Source organism: Actinomadura pelletieri DSM 43383, from assembly GCF_003634705.1.
Classification (GTDB): Bacteria; Actinomycetota; Actinomycetes; order Streptosporangiales; family Streptosporangiaceae; genus Spirillospora; species Spirillospora pelletieri.
Genome location: NZ_RBWU01000004.1, coordinates 130601 through 155605, shown reverse-complemented (window position 1 = coordinate 155605; position 25005 = coordinate 130601). Strand labels below are relative to the sequence as shown.

20 protein-coding genes are annotated in these 25005 nt (G+C 73.4%); 2 read left to right on the top strand and 18 right to left on the bottom strand.

What is annotated here, in order from left to right; all coding sequences use genetic code 11:
• Positions 1-14 precede the first annotated feature (14 nt).
• From BZB76_RS18620 to BZB76_RS18575, 10 genes are read right to left on the bottom strand one after another with little or no spacing between them, the layout of a single operon-like run.
• Positions 15-716, bottom strand: coding sequence for an SDR family NAD(P)-dependent oxidoreductase (locus tag BZB76_RS18620; protein ID WP_121435682.1), 702 nt, complete (start codon positions 714-716; stop codon positions 15-17).
• Positions 703-1935 (bottom strand): MFS transporter, encoded by a 1233-nt coding sequence (locus tag BZB76_RS18615; protein WP_211343070.1) that lies wholly within the window; start codon positions 1933-1935, stop codon positions 703-705. The genes BZB76_RS18620 and BZB76_RS18615 overlap by 14 nt, the downstream gene beginning before the upstream one ends.
• Entirely contained in the window at positions 1925-2575 is a 651-nt protein-coding gene (locus BZB76_RS18610; RefSeq protein ID WP_121435681.1) for an isochorismatase family protein, read from the bottom strand. The genes BZB76_RS18615 and BZB76_RS18610 overlap by 11 nt, the downstream gene beginning before the upstream one ends.
• Positions 2576-2604: 29 nt before the next feature.
• Positions 2605-3390: a 2,3-dihydro-2,3-dihydroxybenzoate dehydrogenase gene (locus BZB76_RS18605; RefSeq protein WP_121435680.1), complete on the bottom strand. Its 786-nt coding sequence runs from the start codon at positions 3388-3390 to the stop codon at positions 2605-2607.
• Positions 3391-3392: 2 nt separating this feature from the next.
• A complete protein-coding gene (locus BZB76_RS18600; RefSeq protein ID WP_121435679.1) occupies positions 3393-4589 on the bottom strand; it encodes an FAD-dependent monooxygenase in 1197 nt (398 codons plus the stop codon).
• 31 nt (positions 4590-4620) lie between these two features.
• Positions 4621-5937 (bottom strand): phenylacetate--CoA ligase family protein, encoded by a 1317-nt coding sequence (locus BZB76_RS18595; protein WP_121435678.1) that lies wholly within the window; start codon positions 5935-5937, stop codon positions 4621-4623.
• Complete coding sequence (locus tag BZB76_RS18590; RefSeq protein WP_246007040.1) at positions 5934-6740, bottom strand: amidohydrolase family protein; 807 nt, start codon at positions 6738-6740, stop codon at positions 5934-5936. The genes BZB76_RS18595 and BZB76_RS18590 overlap by 4 nt, the downstream gene beginning before the upstream one ends.
• Positions 6741-6750: 10 nt before the next feature.
• Positions 6751-7854, bottom strand: a complete 1104-nt coding sequence (locus BZB76_RS18585) for a 3-dehydroquinate synthase II (protein ID WP_121435677.1) — start codon at positions 7852-7854, stop codon at positions 6751-6753.
• 39 nt (positions 7855-7893) lie between these two features.
• On the bottom strand, positions 7894-8718 hold the full coding sequence (locus BZB76_RS18580) for a 2-amino-3,7-dideoxy-D-threo-hept-6-ulosonate synthase (protein WP_121435676.1): 825 nt from the start codon (positions 8716-8718) through the stop codon (positions 7894-7896).
• 15 nt (positions 8719-8733) lie between these two features.
• The gene (locus tag BZB76_RS18575) at positions 8734-10011 is read right to left on the bottom strand and encodes an aspartate kinase (protein WP_211343069.1); all 1278 of its coding nucleotides are present in this window, start codon (positions 10009-10011) and stop codon (positions 8734-8736) included.
• Positions 10012-10241: 230 nt separating this feature from the next.
• On the opposite strand from BZB76_RS18575, the gene BZB76_RS18570 reads away from it, so the two are divergent.
• Entirely contained in the window at positions 10242-12197 is a 1956-nt protein-coding gene (locus BZB76_RS18570) for an anthranilate synthase family protein (protein WP_121436190.1), read from the top strand.
• Here the strand turns inward: BZB76_RS18570 and BZB76_RS18565 are convergent.
• Genes BZB76_RS18565 through BZB76_RS18535 form a run of 7 tightly spaced genes read right to left on the bottom strand, consistent with a single transcriptional unit; the run spans position 12161 to position 19444 of the window.
• Complete coding sequence (locus BZB76_RS18565; RefSeq protein WP_121435675.1) at positions 12161-13051, bottom strand: aromatic prenyltransferase; 891 nt, start codon at positions 13049-13051, stop codon at positions 12161-12163. The genes BZB76_RS18570 and BZB76_RS18565 overlap by 37 nt on opposite strands.
• A 6-nt stretch (positions 13052-13057) precedes the next feature.
• Positions 13058-14119 carry a hydroxymethylglutaryl-CoA reductase gene (locus BZB76_RS18560; RefSeq protein WP_121435674.1) on the bottom strand — a complete coding sequence of 354 codons (1062 nt, stop codon included), beginning with the start codon at positions 14117-14119 and terminating at the stop codon, positions 13058-13060.
• Entirely contained in the window at positions 14116-15246 is a 1131-nt protein-coding gene (gene fni / locus BZB76_RS18555; RefSeq protein WP_121435673.1) for a type 2 isopentenyl-diphosphate Delta-isomerase, read from the bottom strand. The genes BZB76_RS18560 and fni overlap by 4 nt, the downstream gene beginning before the upstream one ends.
• Positions 15243-16361: a phosphomevalonate kinase gene (locus BZB76_RS18550; protein ID WP_211343067.1), complete on the bottom strand. Its 1119-nt coding sequence runs from the start codon at positions 16359-16361 to the stop codon at positions 15243-15245. Before BZB76_RS18550 ends, fni begins: the two co-directional genes overlap by 4 nt.
• Entirely contained in the window at positions 16358-17377 is a 1020-nt protein-coding gene (gene mvaD / locus BZB76_RS18545; protein WP_121435671.1) for a diphosphomevalonate decarboxylase, read from the bottom strand. The genes BZB76_RS18550 and mvaD overlap by 4 nt, the downstream gene beginning before the upstream one ends.
• On the bottom strand, positions 17367-18356 hold the full coding sequence (gene mvk / locus BZB76_RS18540; protein WP_121435670.1) for a mevalonate kinase: 990 nt from the start codon (positions 18354-18356) through the stop codon (positions 17367-17369). The genes mvaD and mvk overlap by 11 nt, the downstream gene beginning before the upstream one ends.
• Entirely contained in the window at positions 18356-19444 is a 1089-nt protein-coding gene (locus BZB76_RS18535; RefSeq protein ID WP_121435669.1) for a polyprenyl synthetase family protein, read from the bottom strand. Before BZB76_RS18535 ends, mvk begins: the two co-directional genes overlap by 1 nt.
• A 294-nt stretch (positions 19445-19738) precedes the next feature.
• Here BZB76_RS18535 and BZB76_RS18530 point away from each other — a divergent pair, with 294 nt between their 5' ends.
• Positions 19739-22417 (top strand): helix-turn-helix transcriptional regulator, encoded by a 2679-nt coding sequence (locus BZB76_RS18530; protein ID WP_121435668.1) that lies wholly within the window; start codon positions 19739-19741, stop codon positions 22415-22417.
• Here BZB76_RS18530 and BZB76_RS18525 read toward each other — a convergent pair.
• Entirely contained in the window at positions 22393-24585 is a 2193-nt protein-coding gene (locus BZB76_RS18525; protein WP_170180675.1) for a helix-turn-helix transcriptional regulator, read from the bottom strand. The two genes, BZB76_RS18530 and BZB76_RS18525, sit on opposite strands and share 25 nt — an antisense overlap.
• Positions 24586-25005 lie beyond the last annotated feature (420 nt).

The window sequence follows — 25005 nt, the reverse complement described above, 5'->3', positions numbered from 1 at the left end:
ACTCGCATCAGGACTCAGAGCAGGACGTCGCCGCCGTCGATGTTCAGGTTCACGCCGTTGATCGCGCGGTTGCGCAACAGGAACGTGATCGCGTCGGTGCAGTCCTCCATGGTCACCGCGCGCCGGGTGAGCGCGTTGGTGCGGGCGGCCTCGCGTGCGCCGGGCTTGTCGCTCCAGAACGGCGTGTCGGCGACGATGCTCGGGTGCAGCGCGTTCACCCGGATCGGGGACAGTTCCACCGCCAACGTCCGGACCAGCGCGGTGACGCCGCCGTTGGCCGTCGTCACGGTCGTGGACCCCGGATAGGGCCGGTGGCTGGCGAGCCCGCCGAGCAGGACGGCCGCGCTCTCGTCGGTCATCCGCGGCGCGAGGGCGTGGAGGACGGCGGTGTAGCCGGTGAGCTTCACCGTCAGCAGGCGCGTCGCGTCGGCCGGACGGTAGTCGCGGACCGTGTTGTGGTCGCGGTCGAGCGCCGCGAGGACCAGCCAGTCGACGCGTTCCACACCGGCGAGCGCGTCGCCGACCCGTTCGGGGGCGGCGAGGTCCAGCGCGAGACCGCGGGTGTTCCCGCCGATCTCGTCGGCGATCCCCTTCGTCCGGTCCTCGGCGCGGCCGGTGATGACCACGTCGTCACCGTGCTCGGCCCGGGTGCGGGCGAAATGGCGCCCGATCCCGGACGTTCCACCGATGACCACGACATGTCTACGCTCGGACATGGGCGTTTCCCTTCCTGCCTGTCGACGTTCGACGTTCGTCCCGGACGGGGAAGCGGCGGACGGACACGGCCAGCACCAGGTAGGCGACCGCACCGACCGCGGTGGCGGCGACGGCGACCCCCGTGCCGTCGTAGGAGGCCAGGACGGCGCCGCCCACCGCACCCGCCATCGCGATCCCCACGTACAGACCGCTGGTGTTCAGGGCGACGGCCTCGGTGCCCGCCTCCCCCGCCAGTCGCATGATCCGGGTGTTCATCGGCGGGGTGAAACTCCACGCCGCGAACCCCCAGAGGGCGAGCGTGAGGGCAACCGGCCACACCGGCGCCGCCTCCCGTCCGCCCGTCCCCAGGGCGGCCAGCACCGCCGTGGCGGTCACCACGCCCGCGACCGAGGCCAGCAGCGTGCGGTCGGGGCCCCAGCGGTCGGTGAGCAGGCCGCCGGCGACGGTGCCTACCGCGCCGGACACGCCGACCACGGCGATGAACAGGGCCAGGATCCCGCCGCCCCGCCCGGTGAGGTCCTCGGTCAGGGGGGCGATGTAGGTGTAGGTCATCAGGCCGCTCGCGGCGGCGACCACGGTGCCCGCCGCGCACAGCAGCACCGCGGGACGGCCAAGGGTCCGCACCTGCCCGCCCACTCCGAGGGGGGCGGCGCCGGGCACTCGGGGCAACAGCCTGGAGCCGGCCGCGACCACCAGGCAGGTGAACACGCCCACCGCCACGAACGTCGAGCGCCAGCCGAGGTTCTCGCCCAGCAGTGTGCCGACCGGCACGCCCACGAAGAGCGACAGGGTCAGCCCGGCGGCGACCATGCCGATGGCGCGTCCGGCCCGCTCGGGCGCCGACAGCCGCTCGGCCATGGCGAAGGCCGCCGGGGTGAGGGTGGCGCCGATCAGCGCGGTCAGCACCCGCGCTCCCATGAGCGTCGCGTAGTTCGGGGCCAGCGCGGTCACCAGGTTCGCCGCCGCGAAGGCCGCCAGGCCGCCGACGAGGAGCGCCTTGCGGGGCATCCGCGCGGTGAGCACGGCCATGGCGGGGGCGGCCACCGCGTAGGTGACGGAGAACGCGGTGACGAGCTGGCCCGCGGCCGCCTCGCTCACCCGGAGGTCCGCGGCGATGACCGGGAGGACGCCGGCGATGACGAAGTCGTCCGTCCCGATGACGAAGGTGGCCAGCAGCAGGCACGGTAACCATGCCGCGTCCCGCCGGCTAGGCGCCATCACCGGTCTCCAGTGCGGCCAGTGTGTCGGCGGTGGACAGCGGGACGCCGCAGCGTTCCGCGGCGTAGCGGAGCGCCGACAGATGGTCGTCGAGGGTGAGGTCGGCCAGCGCGTCCGCCACGAGGAACGGCTGGATGTCGCGGTTGTAGGCGTCGCAGGCGGTGAGGAGGCATCCCATGTACGCGTAGACGCCGCAGACGACCAGTTGGTCGCGGCCCGACCGCCGCATCCGTTCTTCCAGGTCGCTGCGGACGAACGCGCTGTAACGCCACTTCGTCAGCACCGTCTCCCCCGGTTCGGGGACGACGTCGTCGACGATGGCGCGGTCGGTCTCCTCCCTGCCCATGCCCGGTCCCCAGAAGTCGTGCAGGAGCCCGCGTTCCTCGCGGGTCATCCCGCCCGGCTGCGCCGTGTACATCACGGGCACTCCCGCCGCGCGCGCCGCCGCGAGCAGCTTCGCGGTGTTGGCGAGCAGCCCGGTCAGCGGCGACCGCCCGGCCGGGAAGGGACGCAGGAAGTACCGCTGCATGTCGTGCACCAGCACGACGGCCCGGTCCGGGCGCGGGCGCCAGGGCACCGCGGCGGGCGGCAGGTCGTCCTCGCCCGGCATGCGGTACGGCGCGATCGGGGGGATGGCCATGGTCAGCCTCCTGGTCTCGTCGGGGCCGGTCAGACGTGCAGCGCGGCGCCGCCGTCCACGTAGAGGTCGTGCATGGTGACGTGGCCCGCCTGGTCGGACACGAGATACGCGACCGCCTCGGCCACGTCCCGCGGGCTGGCCAGCTTCCGCAGCGGGATGCCGACCCGGTACGCGGCCGGCGAACCCTCGACGACCTGCCGCGGATCGCCCTCCTCGCCGAGCATCGAGCGCAGCATGGGCGTGTCGGTCGACCCGGGCGAGACGACGTTGCAGCGGATGCCGTAGCCGGACAGCTCCAGCCCCAGGCACCGGGTGAACTGCGCGGACGCGGCCTTCGACGCGGCGTAGGCGGCCATCTCCATGCGCGGCACCCCGGCGGCGTTGGACGCGACGGTCACGACCGCGCCCCGCCGACGGTCGATCATGCGCCGGGCCACCGCGCGGGACACGTTGAACACGCCGCCCGCGTTGACGGAGAACGTCTCGTCCCACTGCCGGTCCGGCAGCTCGACCACCCGGCCGGTGTGCAGGACGCCTGCGGCGTTGACGAGGATGCCGATGGGTCCGAGTTCGTCCTCGACCCGCCGCACGAGCGCGTCCACCGCCGCGCTGTCGCACACGTCGACGGGGTAGCCGCGGGCGGTCCCGCCCTCGGCCTCCAGTTTGGCGACGGCGATGGTGAGCCGGTCGGCGTTGCGGTCGACGGCCGCGACGTGCGCCCCGGCGCCCGCCAGGGTGGCGGCGACGGCGGCGCCGATGCCCTGCGCCGCGCCGGTGACCAGGGCGACCGTCGATTCGATTCCGGTTAACTCCATCATCAGCTCCCGCTGGTCATGGCGGCCTGCTCGGCGTCGTACTCGAACAACCACCGGTAGTCCTCCAGCACCGAGGGGTTCCGTGCGGCGGTGTCATGGTTCTGCGCGTCGTCGTGGGTTCGGTGGAAGGTCTTCACGCTGTCGCGTGACCGGCGCTGGATCCGTGTGGTCCGGGGCAGGCGGATCTCCTCGTAGCGGCGCAGGGCCGCGCTCAGCGCATCGGGGCCGTCTGCCGGGTTCACGCCGGACAGGCAGACGGCGAGCACGACGGCGTCCTCGACGGCCTGGTTCGCGCCCTGCGCCTGGAACGGCAGCATCGGGTGAGCGGCGTCGCCGATGACGGCGATCCGTCCCGCGGCCAGCCGGTCGATGCCCTCGCGGTCGTGCAGCGCCCACCTGCCGACCGTCTCCGCCGCGCCGACCAGCTCGGCGACGTCGGCGTGCCAGCCCCGGTACGCGGCCGCGAGGTCGGCGACGTCGCCGCGCGCCGACCAGGACTCCTCCCGCCAGTCCGGCGCGGGGACGGTCGCCCCGAAGCTCACCTGCCGACCGGACGACACCGGGTAGCACACGCAGTGCTGCTCCGGCCCGAACCACAACCGGACGCGCGGTTCGTCGAGCAGGTGGGGCACCTTCTCGGCGGGGACCAGACCCCGGTAGATCGTGTGCCCGGAGTAGTGGGGCCGGTCGGTGACGAGGTGTTCCCGCACGACCGAGTGGATGCCGTCGGCGCCCACGACGAGGTCCGCCGTGATCGCCGTCCCGTCGGCCAGGCGCAGCCGCGCGGCCCCGGCGTCCCGGGTCACGGCGACGCACCGGGCGCCGAGGTGCACCCGGTCGGGCGGGACGAGCGAGAGCAGCGCGTCGTGCAGGTCCGCGCGGTGCAGGGTGTAGTAGGGCGCTCCGAACCGGCGGCGGCACAGGTCGCCGAGCGGGGTGCGCCGCAGCAGCGCGCCGTCGTCCCAGCGCCGCGCCTCGATCGCCTCCGGCGCGACCGCGACGGCGCTCAGGCGGTCGCCCAGGCCGAGGCGGCGCAGCAGCCGGGTGGCGTTGGGCGCCACCTGCACTCCCGCCCCCACCTCGGCGAGCCGCTCGGCCTGCTCGTAGACGTGGCAGTCGATTCCGTGCCGGTCGAGGGCGGCGGCGAGCGTGAGTCCCGCGATTCCGGCTCCGGCCACCGCCACCGTCAACTGCGCCATGTCGTTCCCCCCGGGGGTAGTCGTCGGCTCCTCAGTAGTAGAGGAGCGCTTTGCCCCAATCCTCGTCGGGTCCGAAGAGGCTTCGCGGTTTCACCACGTCGGGCATGGTGGTCAGCGCCTTGTGCGGCACGAGGCTTCCCGGAGCCAGCCCGGTGACCTCGCAGCCGACGCCGAACGCGGACCGCACCGAGGCGGCGAGCTGCGCGCGGGCGGCCTCCCGGTGTTCTTCCGGCACCTCGATCTCGACGCGCAGCGCGTCCGGTTCCGCCCGTGCCCGCCAGAAGACGACCTGGTAGGCGTCCGGAAGGGAGAAGACGAGTTCCTCCAGCCGGTGCTGGGTGACCGTCGCGTTCCCGACCCGGTGGCCGAACGCCGCCCGGCCGAGGACCTGGACGGTCGGCAGGTCCCAGCCGCAGTCGCAGCCGTCGAACGAGACCGAGACGTCGTCCTCCAGGTTGTAGCGCAGCAGCGGCATCGCCTCGCGGAACAGCGGCGTGACCACGAGCTGGCCCTCGCCGTCCGCGGAGACGGCGCCGGTCCGCGGGTCGTACACCTCGAACAGCGCGCGGTCGGCCCACAGGTGCATCCGGCCGTGCTCGCACTCCCCGGCGAGGCTGCCGGTCTCGGTGGAGCCGTACTCCTCGATCACCGGCACGCCCCACATCCGGCTGATGCGGGCGCGGCGGGCGGACGTGAGCGGCTCACCGCCGACGAACAGCGCGCGCAGCGCCGGGAAGTCGTCGCCCGGACGGTGTCCGGCCGCGGTCGCCGCGGCGCCCCAGATGAGGCACTCGGTCGGCACCGACCAGGTCAGCGTGACACTCAGGTCGTGCATGACGCGGACCACGCGGGCGTACGGCATCGCCAGGGACCGGTTGTCGCCGGGCACCACGGTCGCCCCGCGGAGCCGACCGGCGGCCTGCGCGAGATGCCCGGTCAGCAGCAGCGCGTACGGCGTGCGGACGAGGAAGACGTCCGCGCCGGAGATCCCGATCCACTTGCGGGCGAAGCGTTCGGCCAGGTCGGTCCAGTCCTCCGCCGTGTAGTAGGACGGTGTGGGCCGTCCGGCGGTACCGCTCGACTCGTGGTAGGTGGCGAGCCGTTCACGCGGGACCGCGAGCATCCCGAAGGGGTAGTTGTCCCGCAGGTCCTGCTTGGTGGTCAGCGGGAGGTCGGCGAGGTCGGCGGCCGTCGTGGGGAGGGCCGCCGCGTCCAGCCGGTCGCGGTAGAACGGCGACCGGGACGCCCACACGACGGTCTGCGCGAGCTGTTTCTCCTGCAGGCGCTGCAGATCCTCCGGCCCGTTCCACTGGCCGAGCTGGGGCAGGCCCGAGCTGCTCTCGGTCACGGCTTCTCCTCTCCTAACAGACGATGCGCGTTGTCCCAGGCGACTTGGCGCCACCGCTCCGGCGGCAGGTCGAGCACCCGGAACTTGGCCAGCTCCACGGCGGGGTGCTGGAGCGGGTACTCGGAGCCGAACAGCACCCGGTCGGCGCCGAGACGGCTCAGCGCCGCCTCGGCCACGCACGTGTAGCCGCCGGAGGTCTCCAGTAGAATGTTGGGCTCGTCCCGGATCAGGGTGAGGGCGTGGAGGTCGATGTTGCCGACGCCGCCGTGCCCGAGCACGAAGGCCACGTCCGGGAACCGGCGGGCCAGGACGACCAGGTCGGCGACGCCCGCGCCGGGCCGCGCCAGGCACACCGTGTACACCGGGTGGCCGACCTCGGCGGCCACGCCGACGAGCGCCTGGACGCGCGGATCGGTGAGGGCGACGCCGTGCACGGCGGGCGAGACCTCCAACCCTCGGAACTCGGCGGCCCTTTCCCGGTAGTCCGCGGCCGGACGGTACGGGTTGGCGAAGAAGAACGGCACCAGACGCCCGTCGGTGCCCGCGCACGCCGCCAGCACCGCGTCGTTGCCCGCGTCGGTCTCGACATGCCCGCCCTCGACGAGCTGGCGGGACAGCCGGTCGAGGTCGATGGTGCCGCCCGCGCACACCACCGCCCGGTCGATGCCGCACCCGTCCAGCGTCGCCAGGAGCCGCTCGGCGGCCCCCGGGCGGGGAGCCAGGCGCACATGGAAGTCCAGGACGGGACCCGCCGGCGTCCCGGTCATGTCGGCGGTCATGTCGGCGGTCATGTCGTCCGTCATGTCGGCGCCGTCACTTCTCGATGCAGAACTCGTCGATCGGGTAGCCGACGTGCCGCTGTTCGACCGGGAGGTGACCGAGCACCTTCGTGCCCGCGGTCAGGTCCGTGACGTTCAGCACCGTGCCACCCGGCCCGAGCACCCGCACATGCCAGTCGTCCTGGACGATGAGGTTGACGTTCACCCCGGACGCCGCGACCGCGTCGATCGCCAGCAACGGCCGGGTCTCCATCTTGACCCGGCCCACCGTGACGACGCGGGCCCGGCCCGAGGCGTCCACGGCGAGGACCTTGCCTCCGGACGACAGCTCGCTGAGGTAGTTGGTGCGGCCGTTGTCCGACAGCGTGTACGAGTGCAGCGCGCCCGCGTTGACACGGAACGGCCGGGTCGGCATGTACGGCAGCGGGTGGGTCTCGCTACAGCACAGGATCATGCCGGTGGAGTGGGAGCCGACGAGGATGCCCTCGTCCAGCCGGAAGTTCGTGCAGGTGTCGACGCAGACCCGTTCGCCCATCCCCACCCGCCGGATCCCGGTGACCTCCAGCTCCACGAGCGACAGGTCGGCGGCCCCGCCGACCGCGGCGGACCGCAGGGCGGTGGCCTCGCCCGGCGCGTGCGGGGCGAGCAGCACGCCGTCGGAGCCGTGTTCGAGCACCCCGAAGACGATCTTCGCCTCCTGGACGTCGGCGACCTCGGTGATGATGCTGCCGTCCGCTCCGGCCGCGGCGGCCAGCACGATCTCCAGCGGGATCTTGGTGGGGTCGCGGAACCGCAGCAGGCTCCACTGTTCGTGGCGCGCCGAGCGGCAGGCGTCGTCGAGGCTGTCGGCGTCGGTGATCTCCACGAACCGGCCGAACTCGACGCCGGGATGCCGGTGCGCCAGCTCGGCGGGCTCCCCGTGCCGGGCCGGGTCGACGATGACCAGGTCGGCGGGTTCCAGTTTCTCCGGCAGCGCCCGGTCGTGCGGGAAGAGCACCCTTCGCACCGTCGGGGGCAGCGGTTCCAGGTCGGCCGGGTCGGCGGCCACGATGGCGTCCACCCGCTGATGGACGGCCTCCTCGACGATCGCCTCCTTGGCCCCGTCGGCGTTGCGGATGTCCAGCCAGCACAGTTTCACAGGTGTCTCCTCAGCGGAACGTCGAGGTCTCGGCGGGCGTCAGGGCGTCAGGGCGAGGCGGTCGTCGACCGTGTCGTGGCCCGGGGGACGCGGCGACTCGTGCACCAGCCGCGCGATTTTGGCCGCCATCCGGCCGGGCCGCTCGGCCTGGAACACGTTGCGGCCGACAGCCACCCCGGCGGCGCCGCCGTCCAGCGCGTCGGACACGTTGGCCAGCACCGCGTCGGGTTCGGTCAGCCGTGGACCGCCCGCCACGACGACCGGGATCGGGCAGGCGCGCACCACGTCGGTCATCCGTTCGGGCGTGCCGGCGTAATCGGTCTTGACGATGTCCGCGCCGAGGTCGGCGGCCAGCGACGCGGCGTGCGCGACCAGCTCCGGCGCCCGCGGGTCGCTGATCCGCGGGCCGCGGGCGTACATCATGGCGAGCAGCGGGACGTTCCACCGCTCGCACTCCCCCGCCACGGTCGCCAGGTCGCGGACCTGCCGGGCCTCCTCCCGCGACCCGAGGTTGACGTGCACGCTGACCGCGTCGGCGCCCAGCCGCAGCGCCTCCTCGACATGGGTGACCAGGTACTTGGCGTCCGGGTCCGGGGCGAGGCGGGTGCTGGCGTTCAGATGCACGATCAGCGACATGTCACCGAACCAGGCGTGGTCGACGTGCCGGAGCCTGCCCTTGTGCAGGACGACGGCGTCCACGCCCGTCCCGGCGAGTTCGCCGAGCAGGACGTCCAGATCGCCGCGGCGGAGCGGCCCGTCGGAGACGGAGTGGTCGAGCGGCACGACGAGCAGGCGCCCGTCACCGTGCCGGAACAGGCGGCGCAGCCGGAGACCGCGAGCGAACGAAGCGTTGTGCACAGCCACTGGGCCCTGCCTCTCTCAGACGGTGACGGAACGGCCGGTGTCCGCGGGCGCGACGTCCGGCGGCTCGTTCCGGTCAAGGCGGAACTCCCGGTGCAGGGTCTCGACGGCCTCGACGGTGCGCTCCCGCGGCACGATCACCGACAGCCGAAGCTGGGAGGTGGAGATCCAGCTCGTCGGGATCCCGGCGGCGGCCAGCGCCGACATGAGCGTGGCCGTGTACTCGGGGCGGCTGAGCAGCCCCATCCCGACGACGGAGACCTTGCCGACGTTCTCGTCGACGTGGACGCCGCCGCCGAACGCGACCGCGACCTCGTGCAGCGCTGCCCGGACCGTGTCGGCCTCGGTGCGGCGGATCGTGAAGCCCATGCGGAACTCGTGCTCGTGGGGCCCGGACCTCGCCACCAGGTCCACGACCGTCCCGTGGGCGGCGAGCGCCTCGAACACGTCGGGGGCGAGGTCGCGGCGGCCGTCCCGGCAGTGCACCAGGACGCGGGCGACATCGGTGTCGTGCGTCACCGCCGTGACGGCTCTGCGGGTCTCCAGCGGCCGGTCGTCCCACCGCTCGGTGATGGTCGTCCCGGGCGCCCGGGACGCGGCGTTGCGGACGCGCACCTCGACTCCTTCCATCGCGGCCAGCTCGACGCAGCGGGTGTGCAGGACCCGCGCCCCGGCGAACGCCATCTCCGCCATCACGTCGGGCCGGACCCACGGCAGCCGCCGCGCCGCGGGCAGCACGCGGGGGTCGGCGGTGAACACGCCGTCCACGTCGGTGTTGATCTCGCAGGCCGACGCGCGCAGCCGCGCGGCCAGCGCCACGGCCGTCGTGTCGGAGCCGCCGCGGCCGAGCGTGGCGACGTCCCCGGCGCGGTCCGTCCCCTGGAAGCCGGTGACGACGGCGACCTCGCCGCCGTCCAGCGCGGCCCGCACGCGGGAGGCGCCGATCTCGGAGATGAGCGCGTCGCCGTGCCGGCCGGTGGCGCGGATCCCGGCCTGGTGGCCGGTCAGCGAGATCGCCGGTACGCCCAGCGCGTCGAGGGCGAGGGCCATCAGCGCCGCCGACTCGCACTCGCCGGTGGCGAGGAGCTGGTCGAGTTCGCGGCCCGGACGGGCCGGGCCGATGTCGGCGGCCAGCCGCAGCAGATCGTCGGTCCGGGCGCCGCGCGCGGAGACGACCACGACCACGGACACGCCGGTCCGCCGGGTCTCGGCGACGCGGTGGGCGGCGTGCCGGACGCGGTCGAGCGTCCGCAGCGAACTGCCGCCGTATTTCTGGACCAGCAGATCCTCAGTCATTTTCCATCGCTCTCATCGAACGGGTGTGTCACGATGCTAAATGCGCGGTGCCCGGCCGCCCACTACCCGCGTGAGTAGTGCCGCCGATTAAGGTGTTCACGCCAATACCGGTGATCCGTTACCGGGAACACGCCCAACGCGTGTTCCGGCGGCTTCACGTCATTGTGCGACCCGTTCCGATCCCCGCAGTATCGAAAGGCGTGTTCCGGTCGCAGGCGAAGGGGATCGATATGTTCGGGACGGATTCGCATGCCTTCGCGCTGCTGTACCGGCCCGGCGCGCTGCGCGACGCCCCGGTGGAGGTCCTGACCGGCGAGGTCGTGCCCGTGGACGGCCTCGCCGGTCTTCCGCTGCCGGACGGCACGGCGGCCGGCAGGGCGGACGGCAGGGCGGACGGCGCGCGGCACGACCTGCTCGTGGCGGTGCCGTACCGGCAGATCACCGAGCGCGGGTTCGCCTGCCGCGACGACCACGCTCCGCTGCTGGCCATGCGGGTTCACGAGCAGGCCGAACTGAGCCGCGACGCGGCACTGGCGGCGCTGCCCGACCGGGACGTGCGCGTGTCGGACGCGGGTTTCGACCTTGACGACGACGCGTACGCGGCGATCGTCAGGCGCGTGCTGGCCGAGGAGATCGGGCAGGGCGCCGGGTCGAACTTCGTCATCAGGCGCACGTTCGTCGCGCGGTTGGAGGAGTGTTCCGTCCAGACGGAACTCGCCGTCTTCCGGCGGCTGCTGGCCGGCGAGTCCGGGGCGTACTGGACGTTCCTGTTCCACACCGGCGCGCAGACGTTCGTCGGCGCGTCCCCGGAACTGCATGTCGGCATGGCCGGCGGCACCGTATCGATGAACCCGATCAGCGGAACCTACCGGCATCCTCCGTCCGGCCCGGACATTTCCGGGTTGTTGAGGTTCCTGCACGACCCGAAAGAGGCAAACGAACTCTATATGGTGGTCGACGAGGAACTGAAAATGATGGCCCGGATGTGCGGCGACGGCGGTCGGGTGCACGGCCCTTATCTCAAGGAAATGGCGCGGCTGACCCACTCCGAATATGTGCTGACCGGACGCGGCGACCTCGACGTCCGCGACGTGCTGCGGGAGACGCTGCTCGCGCCGACCGTCACCGGCAGCCCCATCGAGAACGCCTTCCGGGTGATCGCCCGGCACGAGACGGCGGGCCGGGGCCACTATGGCGGCGTCCTCGCGCTGGTCGGACGCGACCCGGCGGGCGGCCGTACGCTCGACTCGGCGATCATGATCCGGACGGCCGAGGTGGCGGCCGACGGGCGGCTGCGGCTCGGTGTCGGCGCGACCCTCGTCCGCGACTCCGACCCCGCCTCCGAGGTGGCCGAGACCCGGGCCAAGGCCGCGGGCATGCTCGCGGCGCTCGGCCTCACGCCGGACGGCGCCACCGCGAACGGCACCGGAGCGCAGGGCGGGCCCACGCGGGCGGCGGACGCGTCACCGGCCGCCGATCCGCGGGTGCGCCGGGCGCTGCGCGGCCGGAACGCCACCCTGTCGCGGTTCTGGCTCGACGGGGCCCGCCGCGCAGGACCGCACCCGGCGCTCGACGGGCGGCACGCGCTGGTCGTCGACAACGAGGACGCCTTCATGGGGATGCTCGGCCACCAGTTGCGGGCCCTCGGCCTGCGGACCACGATCAGGCGGTTCGACGAGCCGCTCCCCCAGGACGGATTCGACCTCGTCATCGTCGGCCCCGGCCCCGGCGACCCCCGCGACACCGTGGACCCGCGCATGGGCATGTTGCGGGCGCTGACCCGCGAGCTGCTCGGCGGTGACGTCCCGTTCCTGTCCATCTGCCTGGGCCATCAGATCCTCGCGGCCGAGCTGGGCTTGGAGATCGTGCGGCGCGCGGTGCCCAACCAGGGGGTGCAGAAGCCGATCGATCTGTTCGGCCGGTCGGAGCTCGTGGGCTTCTACAACACCTACGCCGCGCGAGCCGACGACGACGTCGTCCTCTGGGAGGGGCGGCCCGTCGAGGTCAGCCGGAGCCGCCGGACGGGCGAGGTGCACGCGCTGCGCGGCGCGGGGTTCCGATCCGTGCAGTTCCACCTCGAGTCGATCCTCACCCAGCACGGCCCGCGGATCCTCGGTGAACTGCTCGGCTCGTTGCTCGCGGACGCGGATCAGATGAAGTCCATGGCCCCGGGCTTCCACCGGTAGTGGGACTCGAGTTTGTAGTACTCCCCTTCGGGGGCCAGGGCGACGCCGTAGACGAACTTGCGGTCGTCGCCACCGAACGGGACGCTCTTCACGAACCTCTCGATCTCGGGTTCGATCCGGACGGGAAGCGTCGCCAGATCGGTGGTCGTCACGGCGAAGCAGATCCGCTCGATCTTCGGTGCGTCCCAGCTCAGGGTCACGTACAGCCCGAACGACTCCCGTCCGAGCCGTAGCATCCGTTCGCTGGGCTCGGCCGTCCCGATCTCGCGGAGCATCGACCGGATGGCGTCCGGCTCGAAGCACGCGTCCGGCACCTCGTTGAAGTACACGTTCACGGTCCGGTTCTGGTAGTCGATCCCGATCACGCCGATGCGGTCGTCCAGGCCGTGCCGGGCGAAGAAGTCGGCGTTGTCGGCGAGGCCGCGCGGCATCGCGGGCATGGCGGTGAACGTCGACAGTTCCTGGAGGTCGTCGGGGGTGAAGAACGCGTAGACCTTCTTGAAGCCGCCGACGACACCGAAGTCGATGCCGTGACTGTCGATGGGGCATCGGGCGTGGACGTCCGACAGCAGGTTCCCGACGGGGTGGTCGGTCACCGGCGTGAGGCCCTTCGCCAACGCGGAGGCGTAGGGGTCCCGGTCGTCCGGGTGGGTGGTGAAGCGGCAGTCGAGTTCCCCGACGTGCCGGACGCCGGTCGCCACCCGGAAGGCGACCACGGTCGCGTCATGCCCGAACGCGTCCTCGTAGGCGCCCAGAACGGACGACACTTTTTCGCCGGCGAAGGGCACGTCCAGCATCCGGGCGGACTCCTCGATGACGGCGCGGAGTTCCCGCACCTCAGCGGTTTCGGACATGGGATGTCAGCCTCCGATCCTCGTGGTCGCGTTCTCGCGCTCCAGCCGGACGTGCGCCCGCATCAGCTCGCCGGGGTTCGTCTGCGCCGCCATGAGCGACAATTCGCCGCACAGCACCGTCGCCGCCGCGATGACCGCGAGGCGGCGCGCGTTCTCGCCGGGTTCGCGTTCGGCCCGGCAGCCGAGCCGGGTCAGGTTCTCCTCGACGAAGTCGAGGCCCTTGCCGTTGCCGACCGTCCCGACGATGAGGTTCGGCAGCGTGCAGGAGAAGTACAGGTCGCCGTCCCGGTCCTCGGCGACGGTCACGCCCTGGGAGCCCTCGACGATGTTGGCCGCGTCCTGGCCCGTCGCCAGGTAGAACGCGAGCAGCATGTTCGCGTAGTGCGCGTTGGCCGAGCGGATCCCCCCGGCGAGCAGCGTGCCGACCATGTTCTTGCGCACGTTGAGTTCGGCGACGGCGGTCGCCGACGTGCGCAGGACGTCCCGGACGACGTCGCGCGGCACGAGCAGTTCGGTGACCACGTTCTTGCCGCGACCGAGGATCCCGTTGATCGCGGTCGCCTTCTTGTCGGTGCAGTAGTTCCCCGAGATCGAGCCGTAGGAGATCCCGGGAATGGCCTTCAGCAGGTGCGCGAGGATCGCGTCGGCAGCCAGCGTCGCCATGTTGTGCCCGGACGCGTCGCCGGTGGTGAACTCGAACCGGAGGAACAGCAGGTCGGCGGTGATCTCGTGGCGGAACCCGACCAGCTCGGTGAACCGGCCGCAGCCGCGCACCACCTCGCGCAGCTCGTCGAACCGCGCGTCCACCTCCAGCGCGGCCATGTACGCGGTCTGCGCGTCCCTGGCCTTGACGAACACCGACCGCGTCATCCGCTCGTCGACGAGGGTGGCGACGATGCCGCCCTCCACCAGCCGGGAGACCTTCGCGCCGCGCCGGACGGACGGCCAGAGCGGCGACTCGAAGGTGGCGAGCGGCACCTCCGTCTCGGTCGTCGCCACGTTGCCCGAGATCCTGACCGGGCCGACCCATCTCATGGGAACACCGGCGGTCGTGTGGGTGTCGGTCATCGGATACCGCCAATCGTGTCGGGTGCGGTGCCTAGGGATCGGGAGCGGGTGGCCAGACGGCGGGTGTCGACGCCGCGGTCCGCGCAGAACTCGCGCAGTCCGCCACGGACGAGCAGGTCGCGTCGGGCGAGGTCGGCGGGGGTCCGCGCGCCGAGCATGGTCATCAGCGCGGTGAGCTGGTCGAGCCACGCGGTGACGCGCGCGACCAGGGCGGCGGCGCCGCCGTCCAGGACGGTGGTGAGGAACCGGCCGGAGACTCCGGCGGCGGACGCGCCGAGTGCCAGGCCGCGCGCCACGTCCAGCGGATGGCGCACCCCGCCGGACGCCAGTACGGGGACGCCGGCGCCCGCGGCGTCCAGCAGGCAGGCGGCGGCGGACTGCCCCCACCCGTTCAGGTAGGAGTAGTCGGCCCGCTCGCGCCCGCCGTGCTCGCCGGGATCGCGCCCGCCGTTCAGGCGCCGGTCGTTCTCGATGCGGGCGAAGTCGGTGCCGCCCCGGCCGGCGACGTCGACCGCCCGGACGCCGAGGTCCCGCAGCAGCTCCACGGTCTCGCGGCTCAGCCCGAAACCGACCTCCTTCACGATCACCGGAACGTCGACGCCGGACGCGATCTCCTCGATGCGGGGAGCCCAGTGGGCGAACGACCGGTCGCCCTCCGGCATCACCGTCTCCTGGACGGCGTTGACGTGGATCTGCAGGGCGTCCGCCCGGAGCAGGTCGACGGCCCGGCGCGCGTTCTCCACGGAGGCGTTCGCGTTGACGTTCGCCATGACGAAGCCGTCCGGGTTCTCCCGGCGCATCACGGCGAACGTGTCCGCCGTCGACGGGTCCTTGAAGTAGGCGCTCATGGATCCCGTCGCGATCGGGACACCGGTCTCGCGCGCCGCGATCGCCAGCTCCCGGTTGACGGCGCCGGTCTTGGCGCTGCCGCCGGTCATCGCGTTGACGAACAGCGGGACGGGCCACGCGATCCCGGCGAACCGCGTGGCGAGCGACACCTCGGTCCGGTCGATCCCGGCGAGGGCGTGGTGGACGAAGGACACGTCGTCGAACTGGTTGTGCCCGCCGGACCGGCGCTGCTGCTCGGCGGCGAGCCGGACATGGTCGTCCTTACGGTCGGCGATCATTCGGTGTTCCCTTCCGGTGGCCGGACGCCGATCGGCAGGGGGTGCACGCCCGCGGCGGTCCACCCGTCCCGTAGCCGGGCGATCTCCTGGTCCGCGCCGGCGTCCAGCAGCGCGATGCCGCAGTCACCGCCCCCGGCGCCCGAGGGCTTGGCCGCGCCGCCCACGCTCTCGGCGGCGTCGCACAGCGCGGTCAGCTCGGGGGTGAAGATGCCCAGGCGGGCCTTGTCGTCCAGGTCGGCGAGGATCTTTCGGGCGTCCCGGACGCGGCGCAGGAGTTCGTGGTCGTCCCCGCGTTCGAGCGCGCGGATCGAGGCCCGGACGCACGCGTCGCTGCGCGTCAGGAAGTCGTGCCATGCCCCGGGCGGCGAGTCGGCGCCGTCCCGCCGTGCCCGCGCGCCCAGGCGTCCGGCGAGGGCGGCGGTGTCGGCCGGTCGCCCGGTCCATCCCACCTCCAGGGCGAGTCCCCGGGGCGGCGGAAGCCGGCACAGCCCGAGGCCCGGCCACGGGGCGCGGAGGGCCTCCTCGACGCCCCGGCGCCGGGCCAGGTCGAGGACGACGTCCCGGTCGGGCGCGCGGTAGGCGATCCACCCGCCCCACACGGCGGCGGCGAGGTCGCCGCCGGAGCCGCCGGGATCGCGGCGGGCCGACGCGAGCAGCGCGAGCCGGAACCGGTCGGCGGTCGACAGGTCCAACCCCTGGTGGGCGGCCACGGCGGAAACGGTGGCGACCGTCACGGCGCCGCTCGATCCGAGGCCGAGTTTCGTCCCGGCGCGGTGCAGGTCGCTCCGGATCGAGACGCGCATCGGGGACGGACGCGGCCCGCGTTCGGCGAGCAACGCGTCGACCACCTCGATCGCCGACACCACATGGGTGAGTCCGTCCGGCGTCCGCCCCTCCATGGGGCCGAGGCCGTCGCCGCCTCGCCGCCACCGGGCCGGCTCGGGGCGCAGGTCGGAGTCGATCACGACGTCCTCACCGCCGGACCCGGTGACGGTGACGGCGACGTGCCGGTCGACCGCCACCAGGATCGCCGGGTGGCCGGGCTCCATGACCGCGTACTCCCCGGCGACGAACAGCTTGCCGGGCGCCCGCCGGGTGACCGTCCGCGCGGTCACGGGTCGGCCCTCACCGCGACGGCCCCGGTGGTGAGGCGGGCGCCGGGGCCGCGCCGGGCGGTGACGGTCGCGCATCCCGGGGCGGCCTCGCGCACCGCCGCGCCCACCCGGGCGGCGTCCCGGGGGTGGCAGAGCACCTTGACGTTCGGTCCGGCGTCCATGGTCGCGTAGGCGGGCACGCCGTCCTCCCGAAGTCGCAGGACGCCGTCGAGCACGGCCAGCGTGGCGGGCGACAGGTAGCGGACCGCCGGGCGCGCGGCCAGCATCGTCGCGTGCATGCCGAGGGCGTTGCGTTCGGCGATCTCCCCCACCGCAGCGAGGTCGCCGCGCCGCAGGGCCGTCCGCATGCCGGTCAGGTCGGCCCCGGCGGACGCCGCCCACGCCCGGTAGAGCGGGGAGGTCGCGACGGTCCGCCGCATGGCCGCGCGGCTGGACACGGCCTTCGGACCGGTGTCCACGAGCGCGATCACCAGCGCCGGGTCGAACTCCTGGACGTCGAGTGGCTCGGCGTAGGAGCCGAGGTCGGCGGCCGGACCGGAGCCGCGTCCGGCATGGCAGACCGCGAAGCCGGCGAAGATCGACCGGGCGGCCGAGACGGACCCTCGCCGGGCCAGCCGGGACAGCGCGGTGGGATCGAGGTCGAGGCCGTAGGCGGCGGCTCCGGCGACGGCGAGGGCGGCGAACCCGCTCGCCGAGGAGGCCAGTCCCGCCCCGGTGGGGACGGTGTTGCGCGTGTCCACGACGGCCGGTTCGGCGCGTCCGGACAACTCCCGGAGCAGGTCCAGGAAGGCGATGACGCGGCGTCGCGGTTCGCCCCCCACGGGCATGCCGTCGAGTGTCACGCCGTCCATCCCGGCGGCGGGGTCGAGCCGGACGGTGGTGGTCGTCGGGAAGACGTCCAGGGTCATCGACAGGCTGTCGACGTAGGGGACGGCGAGCCGCTCGTCGCGCTTGCCCCAGTACTTGATCAGGGCGATGTTCGGGTGGGCGACGGCGGTCCGGTGGTCAGTCGGCATGTGCGGCGTACCTCCCCGCGGGCACGATCCAGGTCCTGGCCGCTCCGGCGTCGTGGAGGCCGTGTTCGACCGTGCGGGCGCGGTCCGGGTCGGCGGCCAGCGCCACCGCGCAGCCGCCCAGCCCCCCGCCGCTGATCTTGGCGCCCAGCGCGCCCGCCGCGAGCGCGGCGTCCACCAGCGCGTCGATGCGGTCCGTGCTGACGCCCACGTCGCGGAGGAGCGCGTGGTTGTCGGTCAGCCGCGCGCCGAAGTCGGCGGCCCGGCCGTCCTCGAGGTCGCGCGCCGCCGCGTCGGTCAGGTCCGCCACCCGGTCGACGAACACCGCCCGCGTCTCGGGGGCGCGCTCGAACTTCCCGCGCACCAGTTCGACCGCGTCCCGGGTGCTGCCCGCGGTGCCGCTGTCGGCGATGACGAACATTCCGTCGAATCCGATGCGCAGTTCCCGGGCGGTGCCGGAGCGGAACAGGAGGGGAGCCGTGGCCCCGGTGGCGAGCGCGTCGATGCCGCTGGCCCTGCCGTGCGCCACCCGCTCCGAGATCTGCACGAGGTCGAACACGTCCCCGGCGCCGAGCCGCCGGTCGAAGAGATCCGCGAACGCCAGGACGGCCGCGCGGGCGCACGCCGCGCTGGAGCCGAGCCCACGGCCGTGCGGGACGGCGCAGTCGATGAGCACCTCGACGCTCGGCCGTTCCCCGACGCCGGTCGTCGCGGCGAACTCCGCCACCAGCCGCCGCAGGCCGTCCGCCCCGCGAAGCCGCACCGGCGCGGACGCCGGTCTCGCCATCACGAAGGAGACCCCGTCGTCGGGGGACGGCAGCCGGGTGGCGCGCGCCGTGACCGTCAGCCGCGGAAGCGGGATGGCCAGTGCCGGAGCGCCGTACACGACGGCGTGCTCCCCGAGCAGGATGGCCTTGCCGTGGGCGCGTCCGACGCCGGTGCGACCGGCCCGGTCGAGGGTGCGTGTGTCCGGGCGCGCCATCACCGCTCCCGCCGCGTCGCCCTGATCGCCATCGCGGCGAGCCGCTCCTTGGCGCCGCCGGTGGCCTCGCTCGCCTCCAGCACGGCCATGGCCCTGTCGGTGCGCAGCGCGATCTGCCGTTCGACATGGTCGACGGCGCCGACGTCGACGATCACGGCACGGACGGCGGCGAGGTCGTCGTCGGACAGGTCGGTGCCGATCCTCGCGCGGAGGAACCGCGCGGCGGCCGGATCCCGTTCGTCGGCGAGTTCGAGGGCGGTCGCGAGCAGGACCGTGCGTTTGGCGTGGCGCAGGTCGTCGCCGGACGGTTTGCCGGTCACAGCCGGGTCGCCGAACACGCCCAGCAGGTCGTCGCGCAACTGGAACGCGATGCCGATGTCGGCGCCGAACTCGCGGTAGGCCGAGACGAGGCCCGGGGGCGCGTCGGCGATCGCGGCGCCGAACTGGAGCGGACGTTCCACCGTGTACGAGGCCGTCTTGTACCGGTCGACGCGCAGGGCCGACTCGACGCCCTCGTCGCCGTTCGCCTGGTTGTACGAGTCGAGGAGCTGGCCGTACAGGACCTCCGACCGCACCGCGGACCACACCGGCCCGACACGGGCCTGGGCGTCCGGCGGCAGCCCGGACGCGCGGACCATCACGTCCGCCCAGACCAGGGCGAGGTCACCGAGAAGGATCGCGACGCCCGCGCCGAAGGCGTCGGGATCACCCGAGAGGCCCCGGGCCCGGTGCGGCCCGGCGAGGGTGACGTGCACGGCGGGACGGCCGCGGCGGGTCGGGGACGCGTCGATGATGTCGTCGTGGATCAAGGCCGACGCGTGCAGCAGTTCCAGTCCCGCGCAGGCGGTGAGCACCGCCGCGGCGTCCGGACCGCGCTCGTCGCCGCCCGCGCCGATCCAACCCAGCCAGGCGAAGGACGGCCGGAGCCGCTTGCCGCCGCGCAGCACGAAGCCCGCCAGCTCGTCCAGCACCGCGGCGACGTCCGGGCCGAGCGGACCGGTCTCGGCCCGGCGGTCGGCGAGGAAGTCGCCGATCGCGGCGTCGATGGCGGCCGTGTCCGCGGCCGCGGCGAGATCGCTGACGGTCATGCTCTCATCTCCCGGCTGCCGGAAATGCGCTGCGGGTGTCGCCTCCACGGGTTTTCCGGAAGGCGACATCAAATCGGCATGGCCTCGACGTTAATCGCGATGTGCGGCGCTGCCCACTACTCGCATGAGTAGTGACAAGTCATACGGGCATTGGCCGCCGAATACTAGTCGAATGTGTCAATGGTCGGCTCTTGAGATAACGCGGGCACGCCATCACGCTGGTACTCGATGACAATCCTTTGTCACGACCATGACGGGCGCCGGACGATTCTCCAGAGCAACATGAGGCCAATCATGAATCCTTTGGTGGGGCGTGCGCGGACACTGTCGGCGTTACACGGCCATGTGGACGCGGTCGCGCGGGGTTCCGGTGGCTGCGTCGCCGTCGAGGGGCCGTTCGGCATCGGCCGGACGAGCCTGCTGAAGGCCGCGGCCCTCGCGGGCGCCGAACGCGGCCTGACCGTCGTCGCGGGCCGTGCCGACGGGTCGGGCAGGCCGGTCCCCCTCCAACTGCTGACCAACTTCCTGCGGCAGGTGACGTCCGGCGAGAGCGACCTCGACGAGCTGGCCCGCCCCGACAGCAACCCGTTCTGGTTGATGGACCGCATCGGGGAGCTGGTCGAGGACGCGGCGCGGCGGCGGCCCCTCCTGATCGTCCTGGACGACGCGCACCGGGTGGACGACGTCAGCGGGCTCGCCCTGCGGGGGCTCGTGCGATCGCTGGCGTCCTCACCGGTGCTGTGGCTGCTCGCGCGGCGGCCCGTCCCCACCCGGACCCTCGCTCAGCACGCCGTCGGCTGGCTCATCGACCACGTCGCCGCACGGCTCCCCCTGGAGGCGTTGGACGACGACGCGGTGGCCGAGCTGTGCACCGGCCTCCTCGGCGCCGAACCGGGCCCGTCCGCGCTCGGGTGGGCGGCCCGTTGCGGCGGCAACCCGTGGCTGCTGAAGACCCTGTTCGGCGCGTTCGTCGAGGCGGGCGAGGTGGTCATCGTCGACGGCACGGCGTCGGTGGTCGCCGAGCGACCGCCCGAAGACGTCCTCGGCGCCGTCGGCCGGCTGCTGCACGACCTGTCCCCCTCGGTCCGGCGCCTGCTCGTGTCCGGGAGGCGGATCGGTCGGACGTTCGCGGTCGAGGAGACGGCCGACCTTCTGAACGAGCCGACCGACGTGCTGTCGTCCCTGGTCGACGAGGCGGCGCACGTCGGCCTGGTGCGGCGCGACGGCACGAAGGTGGAGTTCGTCCACGAGATCGTCGCAGACGCGCTTCGGCACACGGCGACACGGGGAGGCGCCGAGCGGCCGCGGCCCGTTCCGTCCGCCGTCCCACCGTCCGCTCCCCCGCGGGCGCCCGGATGCGGGTGCGACGAGATGGCGGCTCGTGCCGTCGCGGCCCTGGGCGACCTGTCCGACGAGACACCGCGAACGCTGGCCCGCGCGCTGCGCCTGCTCGCCGGCGCCGGGCGCGACGCCGAGGCCGCGCGTCTCGCCGGCGCCGCCGTCCGCCCCGGCGCGGGGCCGGGGACCGGCGCGGCGACCGAGGCTCGACTCGTGCTCGAGCTGAGCCGCGGGCTGCGCGACACCGGCTCCCACGCCCTGTCCGGCGAGCTTCTCCGGCGGACGCTCGCGCGGCCCGACGTCTGCGAACTCGACCGCGCCAAGTTGAAGGGCGCGCTCGCGGAGACCGCGAGACACGGAGGCGGCATGCCCGGCGCGGTCGTCACCCCGTGGCGCGGACGGCCGCCGCTGGCGGCGCCCTCGGCGTCCTGTGGCACCTGCGCGCGGCCCCTGTGGACCTGGCTGCTGCGCGCCCTCACCGCCACCGACCGGTTCGCGGAGGCGACCGCCGTCGGCGACGCCGTCAGGCGGGAGGCCGAGGCGCTCGGCGAACCGTGGCCGGCGGGACTGTGGCACGGCCACCGCGCCGGGCTCCTGGTGGCGGCCGGACGGCTCGACGAGGCGCACGCCGAAGCCGAGGAGGCGCTCCGCCGCACGGACCCGCGGGCACCGGACGAGTCCCTTCCCGCCCGGCTCGCGCTGGCCCTGGTCAGCATGCACCGCGGCGACCTCGCCACCGCCAGCGAACAGCTGCGCGCCGCCGAACGGTCCACCCCCGCCGACGCCAACGCCAACGCCACCGCCGACAGGTCCGCCCTGGACCGGACGCTCGCGCGGTTCCACGCGGTGAGCGGGCGCCCGGCGATGGCCGTCCAGACGCTGATCAACGTCGAGGCCGGGGTGACCCCGGATCCGCTGCTGTTCGCCGAGGCCCCGGCGGCGGCCGCGATGCTCGTACGGCTGGCCGGGCAGGTCGGACTCGACGCGGAGGCGGCGCGGGCGGCCGAGCTCGCCCGGCGCGTCGCCGGGCGCAACCCGGCCGTGGCGTCGCTGGAGGGCGGCGCCGAGCACGCCGAGGGTCTGCTGCGCCACGACCCGGCGGCCCTGCACCGCGCCGTCGAGCTGTACCGGCTCGCGGCGCGTCCGCTGGCGGCGGGCGCCGCGCTCGAGGACGCGGCACGCGAGGAGCAGGGCACCCGGAACAGGTCCGGGACGGTCCGGCTCCTCGAGTCGGCCATGGACCAGTACCTGGAGTGCGGCGCGCAGCGTGACGTGGGCCGGGTGCAGCGGAAGCTGCGCCGCCTAGGCGTCTCCAACGTGCGCGGTCTCGGCGCCGACCGGCCCAAGTCCGGCTGGGAGAGCCTGACGGACGCGGAACTGCGCGTCGTGCGGGCGATCGTCGACGGCAAGACGAACCGGGAGGCGGCGAGCGCGCTGTTCCTGTCGCCGCACACCGTCGACAGCCACCTGCGACGTGTGTTCACCAAACTCAACATCAACAGCCGGGTCGAGCTGACCAGGCTCTTCATCGCCCACGAAACCGCCGCGCCCGACCCGGCCGCCTCGCCCGCCACGCCCGGTCGGGCCGTGGCCGACCGGGCCGGCGCGCCTCAGTGGGCGGCGTCCCCGGCGTGACCCGCGTGCCCGGCGTGCCCGGCGTGCCCGGCGTGACCCGCGTGACCGGCGTGACCGAAGATCCACTTCTCCGCGTCCTCGGTGGTGCGGCCGGCCGCGCGGGCCCGTTCGGCGTAGAGCGTGGCCACGCGCGCCAGCTCGGCGCGGGTGTTGATGCCGATCTTCCGGTAGATCTTGCGCAGATGGTAGTTCACGGTATGCGCCGACAAATGGACGCGTTTGGCGATCTGCCGGTTCGTCAGCCCCACGCTCACCAGGTACGTGATCTGCCGTTCCATGTCGGTCAGCGGGCAGTCGCAGTCGTCGGCTCCGCCGTGGAACGGTGACGCGGCGCCGTTCTCGTGCCCGTGGCGCGCACCCGGTGCGGCATTATGGTGCGGGTCCCGATTCGTTGATCCCGCGAATGGCATGCCCGGATAAATCGGCGGCCTCGATTCCTCCGCCGGGATTTCCGTGGCGTGGTGCCTGGCGAGTTCCGCCGTCGCCAGGGCCACCGAGTAGGGATCCGGCGACTGCGTGACGATGCGCTCCAGGGCGGCGGAGTCGCCGTTCGCCGACGCGTTCGCCTGCAGCGCGGCCAGGCCGATGACCGAGATACCGGGGTTGTCCTCCGCGAGGGCGTCCACGGTCCGCAGGACGTCGTGCCGAAGGTCGGCGTCGTCGACGTCGAGCGCGAGGCGGACGAGGAACGCGGCGGCGCCCGGGTTCTCGATGTAGAGACTCCGCCGCGTCGCGAGCCCGCCGTACTCCTCGGACAGCAGCGCGAAGGCCGCCCGCGCCCCGTCCCTCGTGGCGGTGAGGCGGAGGGCCGTCCACGCGTGCTGCGCGGGGTAGAGCACCGCCCGGTCGCTTCCGGGTTCGTCCCGCACCCGCTTCAGGTGTTCGGCGGCGGCGGGCAGGTCTCCCCGGTAGAGCGCGACGGTGCCGAGGACGGAGTAAGCGAGGGGCCTCAGCACCGGCACGGCGTCGCGCCCGGTCGCGGCGGTCGCCAGCTCCGCCTGCCGGTGGGCGTCCCTCATCCGTCCGGCCTGGAGGAACAGGCTTGACCGCACCGCCGCGGGCGCGGCCGTCCACACCGGCTCGGACGCCGCGCGCAGCCCGGCCTCCGCGTCGTCGACCAGCGATTGGGCCATGTCGAACTCGCGGAGGTCGGTGAGCTTCCGGGCCAGGGCGAGCTGGAAGTGCATCCGCCATACGGGGTCGGCTCTGGTGCCGTGCCGGACCGCGGCACGCCCGAGACTGAGCCCCAACGCCAGTTCGCCGGCGTTCCACCGGGCGCTGGAGAGCGCCGTCAGGGCCATCAGCGCGGCGACGTCGTCCCGGCCGGGCCCGCGCTCCCGCAGGATCCGTTGGGCGTGGTTCTCGGCCTCCTCGTGGCCCAGGACGAGATGTCCCAGGATCACGGACGCCTCCGCGTCGCCCCGAATGGACGCCGGGACGCTCGGGCTCGCGAGGATCCGTTCGGCGACCCGGATCCCGGCCGTCGCCCGCCCGCTCATGATCAGTTCATGCGCCCTGGACGACGCCGTGCCGGGGTCCGGACCGGCGCCCGGTCCGGCGTCCGGGCCGGTCTCGGCGGCGGACGAGGAAGGCTCGGTCGCCCACGTCGAACGCCCGGTCACCCAGAACTCGTGGTCGAACGGCCGCGCGCGGTCACCGGGCCGTCCGAAGGCCTCCCGTTGCAGCGCGCCGAGCGCCGGAGCGGGAATCGACTCGATGATCCCCTGCCAGACGAAGTCGCTCTGGAACGCGAACCGGTGCCCGGCGGCGACGACGAATCCGGCGGCGATCGCCTCGTCCAGGGGTGACAGCAGCGCGGCCGAGGAACGTTCGAGCATGCTGGACGCGTCCTCCAGCATGAACGACCGGCCCAGGACCGCCGCGACCTTCAGGAACTGGCGGCAGGGCGTGCTCAGCTCGCCCATCCTGCGCGTCACGAACCGTGTGACGCGATGCGGAAGGCGCCGTTCGACGAGTTGAAACGTTCCGTTGACGTTCGTGACGAGCCCTTCCTCGAGGAGCCCGTGAGCGAGTTCGGCGAGGAGCCCGGGGTCGCCTCCGGCGCCCGCCGCGAATTCCAGCAGCTCCCGGTCCGCGCCGCCACCGAGCACTTCCCGTAGAACCCTTTCGGAGCCGGACGCGACCGTGGGCGTCCGGCTTTCTAACATCGGCCTGGTCATAGCGATCCAACCCACTTCGTGCTCATGCGACCGGGGGAGAGCACGGAACGATCCGTTCGAACGCCTCTCGACCCCTGTCGCTCCCCGTGTGTGAAACCTGTCCTGGGATGGACTTACCGCACCGAAGTCCGCTACCTCGGTGAACGGCGTGTGATCGGCTGCCCCCTCAGCCGCCGGAGACGGCGCCGGCCGCCCGGCGGCCGACGGGAGCGGCCCGCGGTGCGCCGCGACGGGTGCATGCCGCCTGGTGTCTCCGGATCGGTGCCATGCGGGTCATCATCACTCCGGCCTTCGAGGGTTACCAGAGAAGATTTGTCACGGCCTACGAGTGCGTTCTTCACACGCCCCCGCATGACGGACGCTTGGTGCGAGGCCTGACACATGTCATGGTCCATGTCGCCGCGAGAC